Annotated in this window: 16 protein-coding genes; 6 read left to right on the top strand and 10 right to left on the bottom strand. The window is 72.3% G+C overall.

Features of this window, described 5'->3' with window-relative positions; genetic code table 11:
• The first annotated feature begins 8 nt into the window (after window positions 1–8).
• Window positions 9–728 (top strand): phosphate signaling complex protein PhoU, encoded by a 720-nt coding sequence (gene phoU / locus J2X36_RS23800; protein ID WP_310354376.1) that lies wholly within the window; start codon window positions 9–11, stop codon window positions 726–728.
• Window positions 729–741: 13 nt separating this feature from the next.
• Entirely contained in the window at window positions 742–1,443 is a 702-nt protein-coding gene (phoB, locus tag J2X36_RS23795) for a phosphate regulon transcriptional regulator PhoB (protein WP_132252624.1), read from the top strand.
• A 112-nt stretch (window positions 1,444–1,555) separates the two neighbouring features.
• On the opposite strand, the gene J2X36_RS23790 is transcribed toward phoB, so the two are convergent.
• Complete coding sequence (locus tag J2X36_RS23790; protein ID WP_132252626.1) at window positions 1,556–2,089, bottom strand: GcrA family cell cycle regulator; 534 nt, start codon at window positions 2,087–2,089, stop codon at window positions 1,556–1,558.
• A gap of 438 nt (window positions 2,090–2,527) precedes the next feature.
• Here J2X36_RS23790 and J2X36_RS23785 point away from each other — a divergent pair, with 438 nt between their 5' ends.
• The gene (locus J2X36_RS23785; protein ID WP_132252629.1) at window positions 2,528–3,721 is read left to right on the top strand and encodes a patatin-like phospholipase family protein; all 1,194 of its coding nucleotides are present in this window, start codon (window positions 2,528–2,530) and stop codon (window positions 3,719–3,721) included.
• 31 nt (window positions 3,722–3,752) lie between these two features.
• On the opposite strand, the gene J2X36_RS23780 is transcribed toward J2X36_RS23785, so the two are convergent.
• The 4 genes from J2X36_RS23780 to J2X36_RS23765 all read right to left on the bottom strand — a co-directional run bounded on the left by J2X36_RS23780 (window position 3,753) and on the right by J2X36_RS23765 (window position 7,214).
• Complete coding sequence (locus J2X36_RS23780; RefSeq protein ID WP_132252631.1) at window positions 3,753–3,881, bottom strand: TFIIS helical bundle-like domain containing protein; 129 nt, start codon at window positions 3,879–3,881, stop codon at window positions 3,753–3,755.
• Window positions 3,882–3,964: 83 nt separating this feature from the next.
• Window positions 3,965–5,476, bottom strand: coding sequence for an NAD(P)/FAD-dependent oxidoreductase (locus tag J2X36_RS23775; protein ID WP_310354371.1), 1,512 nt, complete (start codon window positions 5,474–5,476; stop codon window positions 3,965–3,967).
• Window positions 5,477–5,486: 10 nt separating this feature from the next.
• Window positions 5,487–6,380: an alpha/beta hydrolase gene (locus J2X36_RS23770; RefSeq protein ID WP_310354369.1), complete on the bottom strand. Its 894-nt coding sequence runs from the start codon at window positions 6,378–6,380 to the stop codon at window positions 5,487–5,489.
• Window positions 6,381–6,386: 6 nt separating this feature from the next.
• Window positions 6,387–7,214 (bottom strand): SDR family oxidoreductase, encoded by an 828-nt coding sequence (locus J2X36_RS23765; protein WP_132252638.1) that lies wholly within the window; start codon window positions 7,212–7,214, stop codon window positions 6,387–6,389.
• Window positions 7,215–7,348: 134 nt separating this feature from the next.
• Here J2X36_RS23765 and J2X36_RS23760 point away from each other — a divergent pair, with 134 nt between their 5' ends.
• Complete coding sequence (locus tag J2X36_RS23760) at window positions 7,349–8,599, top strand: nucleoside transporter C-terminal domain-containing protein (RefSeq protein WP_310354365.1); 1,251 nt, start codon at window positions 7,349–7,351, stop codon at window positions 8,597–8,599.
• Window positions 8,600–8,644: 45 nt separating this feature from the next.
• Here the strand turns inward: J2X36_RS23760 and J2X36_RS23755 are convergent, their stop codons facing one another.
• A complete protein-coding gene (locus J2X36_RS23755; protein ID WP_310354362.1) occupies window positions 8,645–9,004 on the bottom strand; it encodes a hypothetical protein in 360 nt (119 codons plus the stop codon).
• 99 nt (window positions 9,005–9,103) lie between these two features.
• Here J2X36_RS23755 and J2X36_RS23750 point away from each other — a divergent pair, with 99 nt between their 5' ends.
• Window positions 9,104–10,105, top strand: a complete 1,002-nt coding sequence (locus J2X36_RS23750) for a LysR family transcriptional regulator (protein ID WP_310354360.1) — start codon at window positions 9,104–9,106, stop codon at window positions 10,103–10,105.
• Window positions 10,106–10,117: 12 nt separating this feature from the next.
• On the opposite strand, the gene J2X36_RS23745 is transcribed toward J2X36_RS23750, so the two are convergent.
• Window positions 10,118–10,474, bottom strand: coding sequence for a DUF167 family protein (locus tag J2X36_RS23745; RefSeq protein WP_405029845.1), 357 nt, complete (start codon window positions 10,472–10,474; stop codon window positions 10,118–10,120).
• 46 nt (window positions 10,475–10,520) lie between these two features.
• Between J2X36_RS23745 and J2X36_RS23740 the strand changes: the two genes are divergently transcribed.
• Window positions 10,521–11,921 carry a cytochrome P450 gene (locus tag J2X36_RS23740; protein ID WP_310354358.1) on the top strand — a complete coding sequence of 467 codons (1,401 nt, stop codon included), beginning with the start codon at window positions 10,521–10,523 and terminating at the stop codon, window positions 11,919–11,921.
• Window positions 11,922–11,931: 10 nt separating this feature from the next.
• Here J2X36_RS23740 and J2X36_RS23735 read toward each other — a convergent pair whose 3' ends face one another.
• The 3 genes from J2X36_RS23735 to minE form a co-directional block, all read right to left on the bottom strand.
• On the bottom strand, window positions 11,932–12,228 hold the full coding sequence (locus tag J2X36_RS23735; RefSeq protein WP_310354356.1) for a helix-turn-helix domain-containing protein: 297 nt from the start codon (window positions 12,226–12,228) through the stop codon (window positions 11,932–11,934).
• A 121-nt stretch (window positions 12,229–12,349) separates the two neighbouring features.
• On the bottom strand, window positions 12,350–12,640 hold the full coding sequence (locus tag J2X36_RS23730; RefSeq protein WP_245516762.1) for a type II toxin-antitoxin system RelE/ParE family toxin: 291 nt from the start codon (window positions 12,638–12,640) through the stop codon (window positions 12,350–12,352).
• Window positions 12,641–12,712: 72 nt separating this feature from the next.
• The gene (gene minE, locus J2X36_RS23725) at window positions 12,713–13,018 is read right to left on the bottom strand and encodes a cell division topological specificity factor MinE (RefSeq protein ID WP_310354354.1); all 306 of its coding nucleotides are present in this window, start codon (window positions 13,016–13,018) and stop codon (window positions 12,713–12,715) included.
• Window positions 13,019–13,096: the final 78 nt, after the last annotated feature.

Genomic DNA, 13,096 nt, shown 5'->3' with positions numbered 1-13,096 from the left:
TCACGACCATGTCCGAGCACATCGTCACCTCCTACGACAACGATCTCGACGACCTGCGCCGGTCGATCTCGGAGATGGGAGGCGTCGCCGAGAAGATGATGGCCGATGCGAGCCAGGCGCTCGTGCGGCGCGACACCGTGCTCGCCCAGGCCGTCATCGCCGCCGACAAGCGCCTCGACGTGCTCCAGCGCGAGATCGAGGAACGCGCCGTCCTCCTCATCGCCCGCCGCCAGCCGCTCGCCATCGATCTGCGCGAGACGATCTCGGCGATCCGCGTCTCGGGCGATCTCGAGCGGATCGGGGATCTCGCGAAGAACATCGCCAAGCGCGTGGTCGCGATCAGCGATCAGGCGCAGGCTCAGAAGATCGTGCTCGGCGTCCAGCACATGAGCGACCTCGTGCAGGAGCAGCTCAAGGACGTGCTCGACGCCTATGCCAGCCGGGACACGACGTCGGCCCACGACGTCTGGGAGCGGGACGGGGCGATCGACGCCCTCTACAACTCCCTGTTCCGCGAACTCCTGACCTACATGATGGAGGACCCGCGCAACATCTCGTTCTGCACGCACCTCCTGTTCTGCGCCAAGAACGTCGAGCGGATCGGCGACCACACCACCAACATCGCCGAGACGATCCACTACCTCGCCACCGGCGAGACGCTCGCGATCGAGCGTCCGAAGAACGATGCCTCGAACTACGCGACGGTGTCTCCGGGAACGGCGGCCTGACGCAGGAACGGGGATGAGCACGCGGATCCTGATCGTCGAGGACGAGGAGGCGCTGACCCTCCTGCTTCGCTACAACCTGGAGGCGGAGGGCTTCACCGTCGATTCCGCCGCCCGCGGCGACGAGGCGGAGTTGCGCCTTGCCGAGCAGGTGCCGGACCTCGTCCTCCTCGACTGGATGCTGCCGGGGCTGTCCGGGATCGAGATCTGCCGCCGCATCCGGGCCCGCCGCGAGACGGAGCGGCTGCCCGTCATCATGCTCACCGCCCGCGGCGAGGAGGGCGACCGCATCCGCGGGCTGGGCACGGGGGCGGACGACTACATCGTCAAGCCGTTCTCGGTGCCGGAACTGCTCGCCCGCGTGCGCGCGCTCCTGCGCCGCGCCAAGCCCGCCCATGTGGCGAACCTCCTGGTTGCCGGCGACATCGAGCTCGACCGCGTCAGCCATCGCATCCGCCGCTCGGGCCGCGAGATCCATCTCGGCCCGACCGAGTTCAAGCTCCTCGAATTCCTGATGCAGAGCCCCGGACGGGTCTTCTCCCGCGAGCAGCTCCTCGACGGGGTCTGGGGGCACGACGTCTACATCGACGAGCGCACGGTGGACGTGCATGTCGGGCGCCTGCGCAAGGCCATCAACCGCCCGCGCCAATCCGATCCGATCCGCACCGTGCGCGGCTCCGGCTACTCCTTCGACGAGATGTTCTCGGGCGTGGACTAGCGCGCGGGCCGCTCGAACCTCGGGCGCCCCTGAATCGACGAAGCCCGCCGACGGCGTACCGGGGCGGGCTTCATCGATCGGGTCTTCCCAGGAGAGGGGAGGGACGCCCCTCCTAGCGGAACCCCGCCACCCGGCGGTCCCGCTTGCGCTCGGCGGCGGGCTGATAGGCGATCTGGGCGTGGTGCGTGCAGTAGGGCAGCCCGGTGATCGAGCGGGCGCCGCAGAAGCGGAATTCCGGCGTCGTCGGATCGCCCATCGGCCAGCGGCACATCGATTCGCGCAGGTCCATGATGGTCACCCGCTCGGAGACCGCCAGTGCCACGGTCTCGGAGGCCGGCTGCGCCGGCGGCGGGAAATCGGGGGCCGGCCGGTGCGCGGTGATCGCGATCGGCTCCGGCGCCTCCTCGATGATCTCGACGGCCGTCGCCTCGGCCTCCCCGTCGCGCTCCGGCTTGCGGCGCCCGTTCACGGGAGCGGGGGCGGCCTTGATCCGGCCGGCGAGGCCGAGCCGGTGGACCTTTCCGATCACGGCGTTGCGGGTCACGCCGCCGAGCTGAGCCGCGATCTTGCTCGCGCTCTGCCCGTCCTCCCACAGACGCCGCAGCAGCTCGACGCGCTCGTCCGTCCAGCTCAGGCCTGCTTCCATCGTCGCCCCCTCCTGAACGCTGCGATCACCGCGGCCACGCCCTCAGGCAGGCGTTGCAGGCCGGTCGCGCAGGTCAGCCGCCTCCAAGCCGCGGGTCCCGGTCAGTCGGGCAGCCGGTGCAGGATTCGAACGATCGCGCCACTGGTGATGGCCGCCGGGGGCGTGCCCCTGGCGACGCGGATGAACCTACAAGAGGGCTCGTGGACGATGCAAGAGTCGACACAGGGCCCACCTCCGGGGGCGCCCCTGTTTCCACCGCCAAAGGCCGGGGCCGCCCTCCGCGTGCCGCCGGGCTTGTGCGCGGCGGCACGGATCTGTGGCCGCCGCGCATCAGCCCGGCCGAACCCGTCCGATTGCCGGGCCCGGGCCGGAACGATAGAATGGCCAAGCTCGTTCGGCTGGGGGTGTGGTCAGAGGCAGGGCACGGGGACAATCGCCATGGCGGGTCGGTTCAGGATCTCGCACGGGCTGCTCGCGCTCTGCGCGGCGGCCAGCCTCTCTGCCTGCTCGTCGCTGCCGCGGGTGTCCTACACCGCGGAGCAGGCGGCCTTCGCGAGCGTGCCGAACATTCCGGAGGCCCGCGTCTCCTCCGACGCCTCGGCCGACGCCTTCACCCAGCTCGCGGCCCGGCCCGAGGCGCGCCGCCAAGCCTTCTCCTACCTCGCCCTCTCGGGCGGCGGGGGCGACGGGGCCTACGGCGCGGGCATCCTCAACGGCTGGACGGCCTCGGGTACGCGGCCGGACTTCACCCTGGTCTCCGGCGTCAGCACGGGCGCGCTCATCGCGCCCTTCGCCTTCCTGGGGCCGGCCTACGATGCCTATCTCACCGAGTTCTACACGAGCGGCGTCGCCGAGACCCTGGTGCAATCGCCGAGCCTGACGAACGTCCTGTTCGGCTCCGGCCTGTTCGGCGACGGGCGCCTGCGCGACCTGATCGGCCGCTACGTCACGGCGGACCTCCTCGCCGCCGTGGCCGAGGAGCACGCCAAGGGCCGGCGCCTCCTCGTGGTGACCACGAACCTCGATTCCCAACGCGCCGTGATCTGGAACATGGGCGCCATCGCCGCGAGCGGCGCTCCGAACGCGGTCGAGCTGTTCCGCGACGTGCTCACCGCCTCGGCGAGCATCCCGGCGGTGTTCCCGCCGCAGCTGATCGACGTGCAGGCGGGCAACAGCGCCTTCCAGGAACTCCACGTGGACGGCTCGGTGGTGACGCCGGTCTTCACCCTGCCCCAGTCCTTCCTGCTGCGGGACGGGCGCCTGCGCACGAACGGCAAGGCCAACATCTACGTCGTGATCAACGGGCGCCTGGAGCCCGAATTCGACGTGACGCGCAACAACACGCTCTCGATCGTCGAGCGCTCCTTCACGACGGCGAGCCGTGCGCGCAGCCGGGCGACGCTCGCCACGACCTACGCGTTCACGCGCGCCAACAAGATCGGCTTCAACCTGACCTACATCGACGAGAGCGCCCCCGCGGCGACGGCCGCGCGCGGCTTCGACACCGCCTACATGCGCAGCCTCTACCAGGCGGGCTACGAGAAGGCGCGCCTGGGGAATTTCTGGGAGCACACCGTGCCGGCCGCGCCGGTCACGAAGGCGGTCGCGGCGGTGGCCGCGACCGCGCAGTAGGGGCTGCTCCGCCGCCTACTTGCTCCGCGGCCTACTTGCGCAGGATCTTGGTGACGATCCGGCCGACGAGGTTGCTCGAATCCGCGTTGCGGTCGTCGCGGGAGACGGGGCGATCCTCGTTGCCGAGGAGCTTGGTGACGATGCGTCCGATCAGGCTCATGGTGGGGTCCTCGCGTCAGATGCGCCGCGGCGCGGCGCAAGCTTTGCCGAACCAACGGGCGGCCCGGGTCGGGTGTTCCGCCCTCAGCGCACCCGATAATCCGAGGACAGGCGCGCACGGCGGGCACCCCGGCGATAGGCGAGGACCGAGCCCGGCCAGATCGCCGTGTTGCGTCCTTCCGCGTCCTGGTACCAGCTGGTGCAGCCACCCGCTTGCCAGATGCTGTCCGAGAGCCGCGCCCGGACGCCCTTGAGGAAGCGCGCCTGCGCCTCCGGCCGCACCTCGACCGCGCTGAGGCCGCGGCTGCGCATCGCCAGGAGGCAGGAGAGGGCGTGCTCCACCTGCGCCTCGATCATCAGGATCATCGAGTTGTGGCCGAGCCCGGTATTCGGCCCCATCAGCAGGAACAGGTTCGGGAATCCTGCCACCGTGATGCCCTGGAAGGCGCCCATCCCGTCGCGCCACGCCTCGGCCAGGGTCAGCCCGTCGCGCCCCGTCACCGGCAGACGGCGGAAGCTGCCGGTGACGTCGAAGCCCGTGGCGTAGACGATCGCGTCGAGGGCGTGCTCGGCCCCGTCCTCCATCACGACGCCGGCAGGCGTGATCCGGGCGATCCGCCCCGTCTCCAGGGTCACGTTTCCCCGCATCAGGGCGGGGTAGAAATCATCCGCGATGAGGACGCGCTTGCAGCCGAGGCGGTAGCGCGGCGTCAGCTTCTGCCGGAGGGCTTTGTCCGGCACCGCCTTGGCGAGGTGGCGCCGGGCGAGCGCCTCCGCCTGCGCCGTCAGCTTCGAGACCTTGGTGAAGCCGAGCAGCGCCCGCATTTCGTGGATCCAGAACAGGCGCTCGCGGAAGAGCCGCCGCGCCAGGGGAACCCGCCGGTAGGCGGCCTGCGCCCGCTCGCCGATCGCGCGGTCGTGCTTCGGCATGATCCAGGCTGGCGTGCGCTGGAACAGGGTGAGGTGGGCTGCACTCTCGGCGATCTGCGGCACGAATTGCACGGCGCTCGCCCCCGTACCGATGACGCCGACGCGTCGCCCCCTCAGCTCCACCCCGTGATCCCAGGCGGCGGAGTGGAAGGCGCTGCCCGCGAAGGATGCGCGACCGGGAATGTCCGGCAGGGCCGGATGATGCAGCCCGCCCATGCCGGAGACGACCGCCCGCGCCCGCAGGGGGCCCCGGCTCGTCTCGACCCGCCACAGGGCCTGCTCCTCGTCCCAGGTCAGCGCCGTGACGCCGGTGTTCAGGTGCAGGTGCGGCAGCAGGCCATGGTCGCGCGCGGCCTGTTCGAGATAGGCCTTGATCTCCGCCTGCTGCGGGTAGAGCCGCGACCAGTCGGCCTTCGGAACGAAGGAGAGGGAATAGAGGTGGGAGGGGATGTCGCAGGCCGCGCCCGGATAGGTGTTGGCGTGCCACGTGCCGCCGATGCCGTCGCCCTTCTCGACGATCCGGAAGGGACCGATCCCCGCCTCACGGCAGCGGATGCCCATGGCGAGGCCGGAGAAGCCCGCGCCGACGATCAGGACGGCGAGCGTCTCCCGAGGCAGCTCCTCGGGAGGCTCCTGAGGAAGCCCCGGTGTCGTGCCGTTGCTCATCGCGCGCTCCTCACGCTTCGGCCCCCGCTCTCGCATGCACCGTCAGGAAGGTCGAGGCCGCGTTGAGCGAGGTGCGCGCCTCCGGCAGGTAGGCGTGGGCGAATTGCCAGACATGGGGCACGACCGGGAACACTCGCAGGCTCACCGTGACGCCCGCCGCCCGCGCCCGCTCGGCGAGCCGCACGGAATCGTCGCGCAGCACCTCCCGCGCGCCGACATGCAGCAGGAGCGGCGGCAGGCCCGCGAGGTCGCCGTAGAGCGGCGAGACGTGGGGATCGATCGGGTCGGCACCCCCGAGATAGAGGGGCGCGAGGGCGCGCAGGACCTCCGGGTCGAACATGGCGTCCCGCTGCCCGTTCTCGATGTAGGAGGCGCCGGTTCCCACGAAGTCGGTGGCGGGCGAGAACAGGATTGCCGCCTGCGGCAGGGGCAGGCCGCGGTCGCGCGCCCGCAGCATCAGGGCGAGGGCGAGGTTGCCCCCGGCGGAATCGCCGCCGATCGCCGCCGGCCCCTCGGCCGAGAACGCCTCCCATGCGGCGAGCGCGTCCTCCAGGCCGGCCGGGAAGGGGTGCTCGGGAGCGAGGCGGTAGGCGGGGGCGAAAACCCGGAATCCGCGCCGGGCGAAGGCACCCGTCATCGGCCTGTGGGTGCGCGGCGAGCAGGCGACGAAGCCGCCCCCGTGCAGGTAGAACAGGCGCGGGCCCGTCCCGTCGCCGGGCCTGCGCACCCACTCGCCGGGTATGCCGCCGGTCTCTCCGGGCTCGTACCGGACGCCGCGGGGTGCGATGAAGGCCGCGCCCTCGAAGGTGCGCCGCATCCGCGCGATGTCGAGCTGCCTGCCCAGCCGGTCGCGCACGTTGCGGCGGACCATCCAGGCGAAGACGTGGGCGCGCAGGCTCGCCATCGGGGGTCAGCGCTCCATCCCGGACAGGCGGGCGATCAGCCGCCAGTACCCGACCGGCATGAGGCGCTGGATCAGGGCGACGCGGCGCGCGTCCGTGCCCACGATGATCCGCGGCGCCCGCCGCTCGATGCCGCGCAGGATCTCGGCGGCGGCCGCCTCCGGGCTGAGGCGCAGGAAGCGCTCGAAGGCGGCGCGCCCGGCCTCGACGGCGGCCGCGTCGAGCCCCTTCGGATGGCGCGCGCTGCGGGCGATGTTGGTCGCGACGCCGCCCGGATGAACCAGCGTGACGCCCAGGGCGCTGCCGGCGAGTTCGTGCCGCAGCGCCTCGCTGAAACCCCGCACCGCGAACTTGCTGGCCGCGTAGGCCGTCTGGCCCGGCGGCGCGATCAGGCCGTAGAGGCTCGACATGTTGACGATCTGCGCCTCCGCCTCGCGCATCAGGAGCGGCAGGAAGGCGTGCGTCATCCGGACGGTGGCGCGGAAATTCACGTCCATGAGCCACTCGAAATCGGCCAGATCCGTCTCCGCGAAGCGGCCGCCGAGCGCCACGCCCGCATTGTTGACGAGGAGGCTCAGCCGCCCGTGGCGGGCCTCGACCGCATCCCTCAGCGCCGGGATGGCCTCCCCGTCGGTGAGATCGAGGACGTGCCGGCTCGCGCGGGCGCCCGAGGCGGCGACGGCTTCCTCCGTCGCCCTCAGCCCCTCGGCATCCCGGTCGACCAGGGCGAGGTCGCAGCCCCGGCGCGCGAGCGCGACCGAGAGCGCCGCCCCGATCCCGCTCGCCGCGCCCGTGACGAGCCCGACCGCTCCGCGCAGCGCGAAGGCCTGTGCCACATTCCCGTCTCCGGCGCCCCCGCCGGGGGCGGAACCTAGCGGACCGGCCGTCAGGGTCCAGGGCGTTCGCCCGTGGCGCTCTTGGCCCGGATCGCGCATGTGTGGCGCTCGGGTGCCGAGAGTGCGGGGGATGAATGATCGAGCGCGTTGTCCACGCGGGCATGAGCATCGCGCTGCTCGTCGCGGTCGCGGTGCTGGCCTCGACGAACCGGCGGGCGATCCGGCCGCGCACCGTTTTGGCCGGCCTCGGGCTGCAGGTCGGCCTCGGCGCCCTCATCCTGTTCGTGCCGGCGGGCCGCGCGGCCCTCGGCGCGGTGGCCGATCTCGTCAGCCAGGTCCTCGCCTACGGGGACCGCGGTGCGGCCTTCCTGTTCGGCGGCCTCGTCGATCCGAAGATGTTCGAGCTGTTCGGCGGCGGCGGCTTCGTCATCGCCTTCCGGGTCCTGCCGCAGATCCTCTACGTCTCGGCGCTGATCGGCGTGCTCTACCATCTCGGCCTGATGCAGGCGCTGGCCCGCTTCCTCGGCGCGGGGCTGCGTCGGCTCCTCGGCACCGGGCCGATCGAGTCCTTCTCGGCCGTCATCACGATCTTCATCGGCCAGAGCGAGATCGCGGTGGCCCTGCGGCCCTTCCTGCCGCTGCTGACGGGATCGGAGCTCTTCGCCGTGATGACGAGCGGAGCGGCCTCGACGGCGGGCTCGATCCTCGCGGGCTACGCCGCTCTCGGCGTGCCGATGACCTACCTGCTGGCGGCCTCCTTCATGGCGATCCCGGGCGGGCTCCTCTACGCCAAGATCCTGGTCCCGGCCGTCGAGCCGACCCGGATCGTCACGACGCGGGTCGAGTTCGGCGAGCGCCGGGCGGCCAACGTCATCGAGGCGGCCGCCGACGGCACCCAGAAGGGGCTCGCGGTCGCGGCCGCGGTCGGCGCCATGCTGATCGCTTTCGTCGGGCTGATCGCGCTCGCCAACGGCATCGTCGGCTATGCGTGCGGGCTCGCCGGCTATCCGTCCGCCTCGATCGAGACGATCCTCGGCTACGGATTCGCCCCTCTGGCCTGGCTCCTCGGCGTGCCGTGGGAGCAGGCGGCGCTCGTCGGCGGCGCGCTCGGGCAGAAGATCGCCTTCAACGAGTTCCTGGCCTACGCGAACCTCTCGGATGTCCTGAGATCCGGCAGCCTCGGCCCGCGCACGACCGCGATCCTGTGCTTCGCGCTCTGCGGCTTCGCCAACCTCGCCTCGATCGCGATCCAGCTCGCGAGCTTCTCCAGCCTCGTGCCCGAACGCCGGGCCGAGGTCGCGAGCTACGGCCTGCGTGCCATCCTCGGCGGCACGCTCTCGAACCTGACCAGCGCGGCCATCGCGGGCCTGTTCATCGGCGGGTGAGGGGACGACGAAGGGGCCGGCCTCGCGGCCAGCCCCCTGTCCTTCCTAGTTCAGCGCGGCGGCCTCCTGCACCGCCGCGCGGGCCCGGGCGGGCACCACCGTGACGGCCTCGCCCTTGCGGGCGATCTCGACGGCGTCCGCCGCCTGGCCAAGGCCGCGGGGCGCCGAGAGCGTCACCCGCTGGCCCTCGGCGAGCACCGCCTCGAAACGGACGGCCGGAGCCGCCGCGCGGGGCGCCAGGGTGACGACGACCCGGTAGCCCTCGGAGTCCGGCGTGTAGTAGGCGACGCCCGCGAGCGTGCCGAGATCGACGCTCTGCGCCCGGGCGGGCTTCAGGCCCTCGGCATTCGCCGTGCCGGCGGCGAGGAGGGCGGCGGCGGCGAGAATCATGGTCCGGATGGTCATGGTCTGCGTGTCTTTCTGCTGTGCAAGGTGTCCATCGCCCTTGCCTGTGAGGCGAATATGCTTTGCACTGCAGCATGGATCAAACCGATTGGATCGGTAATGACTATTGATCACGTCGATCTCGCCAGCGTCGATCTCAACCTCCTCGTGGCCCTCGACGCCCTGCTCGCCGAGCGCAGCGTCACCCGCGCCGCGGCCCGGATCGGCCTCGGGCAATCGGCCATGAGCAGCGCGCTCGGGCGGCTTCGCGCGCTGTTCGACGACGAGCTTCTCACCCGCGCGCCCGAGGGCATGCGCCCGACGCCGCGGGCGATGGCGCTGGCCGAGCCCGTGCGCACGGCGCTCCGCCAGATCCAGGCGCTGGTCCGCCGCGACGACAGCTTCGACCCCGCCACCGTCGAGCGCGTCTTCACGATCAGCCTGCCGGACAGCGTCGAGGTCCTGCTCGGCCCCCGCCTGCTCGCGCATCTGCGGGCCGAGGCGCCGGGGGTGCGGCTCCTGTTGCGCACGATCGACCGCGCCCGCATCCTCGCCGAGCTCGACGCGGATCAGGTCGATCTCGGCATCGGCCTGTTCACGGAGGGGCAGGCGCACCACAAGATGCGGCTCCTGCACCGGGACCGCTACGTCTGCCTGTTCAACCCGGCCCGCGTCGGGCTCGAGGCGCCGATCTCGCTTCAGGATTACGTGCGCTTCCCGCACATCCTGACGAGCCTGCGCGGGACCGCGCACGGGGTGGTCGACGACGCGCTGGCCAGGATCGGCCTCAGCCGGACGATCGCCGTGACGACGCCGAGCTTCGTCGCCGTCCCCTTCCTCGTGCGCGACGCGCCGGTCATCGCCACGATGCACGCGCGGGTGGCGCATTTCTTCGCCGGGACCCTGGGCCTCAGCGTCAGCCCGGCGCCGGTGGCGCTCGACGACGTGGCGATCGCGATGCTCTGGCACGCCTCCTACGACGCCGACCCGGCCCATGCCTGGCTGCGCCGGACCCTGCTGCGGCTGGCCTCCGAGGTCGAGAACTCCGATCCGAGCGGGCGGGACGGCGCGATCGGCCTCGGATCGGCGAACGACGGGGCCGGCCGGCCGGGCGGGGCGTAGGCGCCCGGCGCTCTACCGGCGGTCGAGGTCGGCCGCGAGCCGTTCGGCCAGGGCCGGCCCGTCGCCGGAGAGAAGCAGGACCTTGAGGCGCGCGGTCTCGCCCGACAGGATCGCGATGTCGGAGCGGCGCATCCGCAGCCTCTTGGCGAGGAGGGCGACGAGGGCGGCGTTGGCCGCCCCCTCCAGCGGCGCTGCCGCGACCCGGACCTGGAGCACCGACCGGCCGTCGGCCCCGACGCCCACGCTATCGATGCCGTCGCGGCCGCCGCGGGGCGTCAGGCGCACGCCGAGCCGCAGCCCCTCGGCCTCGAGGGTCCAGGGGCGGGTCGGGGCGGGCGCGGGCGGCATCGAGGCGTGTTTACACGCCACCCGGCCTCCGGCATCAAGCCGGAGGGCGCCCGGGGCGAGGACAGCCATGGATTCGGGTCAGACCACCCTCGACGTGCCGCGGCGGTTCCCGGATGGCCCGCGGCCCCGGCCGCCGGTGCCCGAGCCACCGGCCCACGAGCTCTCGCTGCCCGCCTATCTCGCCGCCCTGCGCCGGAACGCCCTCGCGGCGTGGCCGCAGCGCACCTACGACGAGCCGATCGTCCACCGCCGGCTCCTGGGGCGCCGCAGCTTCATCGTGAGCGACCCGGACGCGATCCGGCACGTCCTCATCGACAACCAAGCGGCCTATGCGCGCACGCGCGCCTCGGTGCGCATCCTGCGCCCCGTCCTCGGCGACGGTCTCCTGATCAGCGAGGGGGCGGCCTGGCGCCATCAGCGCCGCACGCTCGCCCCGGCCTTCACGCCGCGGGCGGTGGAGGACCTCGTGCCGCACATCGACGGCGCGGTCGACGCGGCCGCCACGCGGCTCGAGGCGGAGGCCGCGCGCGGACCCGTCGCGCTGTTCCCGGCGCTGCACGCGCTGGCCCTCGAGATCGCGGGCCGCACCATGTTCTCGGTCGGCATGGAGACGGACGGTGCGGCTCTCCGCTCCTTCGTGGCGGAATACGCCGAGCGGATGGGGCGGCCCCATCTCCTCGACATGCTGCTGCCGCTCTCCTGGCCGGGGCCCCTCGACCTCGCCCGGGTCCGGTTCCGGCGCCGCTGGATCCCGTTCCTCGACCGGATCATCGCCCGCCGGGCGGCCGACCCTGCGCCGCACGCCGCGCGCGACCTGCTCGATCTCCTCGTGACGGCCAGGGATCCGGAGACCGGACGGTCCTTCGACCAGGACCAGCTCCGCGATCAGGTCGCCACCATGATCCTGGCCGGGCACGAGACCACGGCCGCCGCGCTCCTCTGGGCGAGCTACCTGCTCGCGCTCGCACCCGACATCCAGGACGCGGTCGCCGCGGAAGCGCGCGAGGCCGGCAAGGGCCTCGGGAGCGGGTACGAGCGGAGGCTGCCGCTGACGCGCGCCGTCGTCGACGAGACCCTGCGCCTCTATCCGCCCGCCTTCGTCCTCGCCCGCGCCGCCCGCGCGGCGGACACGCTCGGCGGGCACCGGATCGAGCCGGGCGACATCGTGATGATCTCGCCCTGGGTGCTGCACCGGCACCGGCGGCTCTGGCGCGACCCGGACATCTTCGATCCGGCGCGCTTCCTGCCGGGTGCGGCCCCGCCCCCGCGCTTCGCCTACCTGCCGTTCGGGGCAGGCCCGCGCGTCTGCATCGGCGCCCATTTCGCCCTGCTGGAGGCCACGCTCGCGCTCGCGCGCCTCGTCGGCCGCTTCCGCATCAGCCTGCCCGCGGGGGCGGCGATCCATCCGGCGGCGATCGTGACGACGCAGCCCGACGACCCGCCGGCCTTCACGCTGACGCCGCGGTGAGCCGGCCGGTTCAGCTCTCCACGAGCGCCCGCTGCACGACCTCCGGCTCCCGGCGGATCACCGTGAGGTAGGCGCGGGTCGAGCTGTCCGGGCTGGCGCGACCCTGCTCCAGATCCCTCAGCGTTCCGATGGGAAAGCCGAAACGGTGGGCGAACTCGGCCTGCGTCAAGCCAAGGCCGGTACGGATCGCGCGCACGTCGATCTTGGGGGGGACATGGACGCGGTAGGTTGCGGGGTCAGCCTCGCCTCGCGCTATCGCGAGCGCCTGCTCGGCGGATTCGATCGGACCTTTTCCGAACGCGGTCATGGGCCGCTCCTCCAGAGGTCTCGTCAGGGCTCAGCGCAACCGCGGATCCCGCGCCCGGCGCCTGACCCCCTCACGATACGCCTCCGCCGGCGTGGCCAGCACCGCCCGCAGGGCGTTGCGGTCAGCCTGACTGAGATCCGCCCGCTGCCTCTTGCTGCCTCTTGGAGACGAGCCTCAGGAGGAACACCGGTACGTCCTCGGCCGCGTCGAACGTGATCACGCGGTCGCCGCCGGACTTGCCCTGGTTTCGGCCGGCCACCCGCAGCTTGCGTGCGCCGCCGGTTCCGACGATCGCGTCGCCGGCGTGTGGGTCGGCAGCGATGGTCGAGACGATCGCGGCAAGCTCCTCGTCCGTAACACCCGCCGCCTTCGCATCCGCGAGGAAGAGGGGCGTCTGGATGACGGTCTGCACCTCACACAAAGTACGGACTACCCGTACCAAGACAAGCGGCAGCGCGCGACCCGTGTGGATGCCGCGGCCTGATCAGGCCGCGGCGAGCTTGGTCTTGGCCGCCGACTCGATCAGGCCGGTCAGCTTGGCGGCCGCGGGCAGCGGCAGCTCGATGTCGACGCCCAGCGTCGAGACGCCCTCGCCGCGCTCCACCGTGATCGAGACCTTGTCCCGCTCGATCGCGACATGCTTGGCGATGACGGCGAGGATCTCCTCGCGCAGCGTCACGACGAGGTCGGAACGCCCGTTGTCGGCCCGCTCGTGAGCGATGATGAGCTGCAGGCGCTCGCGGGCCACCGGCGCGGAGCCGCGCCGGGAGAAGAGGCTGAGTAGGCTCATGCCGCCCTCCGTGTGAAGATCTTGCCGAGGAAGGACTTGCGCTCGCTGGGCACGCTCATCGGCACGGTCTCGCCGTTC

Source organism: Methylobacterium sp. BE186, from assembly GCF_031457035.1.
GTDB classification, from domain to species: Bacteria; Pseudomonadota; Alphaproteobacteria; order Rhizobiales; family Beijerinckiaceae; genus Methylobacterium; species Methylobacterium segetis.
Note: the sequence above shows the minus strand (reverse complement) of the source record. Positions and strands in the feature narration are given on the sequence as shown.

Bases quoted from the DNA above. Each gene is read 5' to 3' on its own strand.
- phoB (WP_132252624.1), top strand. From the start codon at position 742: ATGAGCACGCGGATCCTGATCGTCGAGGACGAGGAGGCGCTGACCCTC.
- J2X36_RS23785 (WP_132252629.1), top strand. From the start codon at position 2,528: ATGGCGGGTCGGTTCAGGATCTCGCACGGGCTGCTCGCGCTCTGCGCG.
- J2X36_RS23775 (WP_310354371.1), bottom strand. From the start codon at position 5,476: ATGAGCAACGGCACGACACCGGGGCTTCCTCAGGAGCCTCCCGAGGAG.
- J2X36_RS23780 (WP_132252631.1), bottom strand. From the start codon at position 3,881: ATGAGCCTGATCGGACGCATCGTCACCAAGCTCCTCGGCAACGAGGAT.
- J2X36_RS23760 (WP_310354365.1), top strand. From the start codon at position 7,349: ATGATCGAGCGCGTTGTCCACGCGGGCATGAGCATCGCGCTGCTCGTC.
- J2X36_RS23790 (WP_132252626.1), bottom strand. From the start codon at position 2,089: ATGGAAGCAGGCCTGAGCTGGACGGACGAGCGCGTCGAGCTGCTGCGG.
- J2X36_RS23750 (WP_310354360.1), top strand. From the start codon at position 9,104: ATGACTATTGATCACGTCGATCTCGCCAGCGTCGATCTCAACCTCCTC.
- phoU (WP_310354376.1), top strand. From the start codon at position 9: ATGTCCGAGCACATCGTCACCTCCTACGACAACGATCTCGACGACCTG.
- minE (WP_310354354.1), bottom strand. From the start codon at position 13,018: ATGAGCCTACTCAGCCTCTTCTCCCGGCGCGGCTCCGCGCCGGTGGCC.
- J2X36_RS23755 (WP_310354362.1), bottom strand. From the start codon at position 9,004: ATGACCATCCGGACCATGATTCTCGCCGCCGCCGCCCTCCTCGCCGCC.
- J2X36_RS23740 (WP_310354358.1), top strand. From the start codon at position 10,521: ATGGATTCGGGTCAGACCACCCTCGACGTGCCGCGGCGGTTCCCGGAT.
- J2X36_RS23735 (WP_310354356.1), bottom strand. From the start codon at position 12,228: ATGACCGCGTTCGGAAAAGGTCCGATCGAATCCGCCGAGCAGGCGCTC.
- J2X36_RS23770 (WP_310354369.1), bottom strand. From the start codon at position 6,380: ATGGCGAGCCTGCGCGCCCACGTCTTCGCCTGGATGGTCCGCCGCAAC.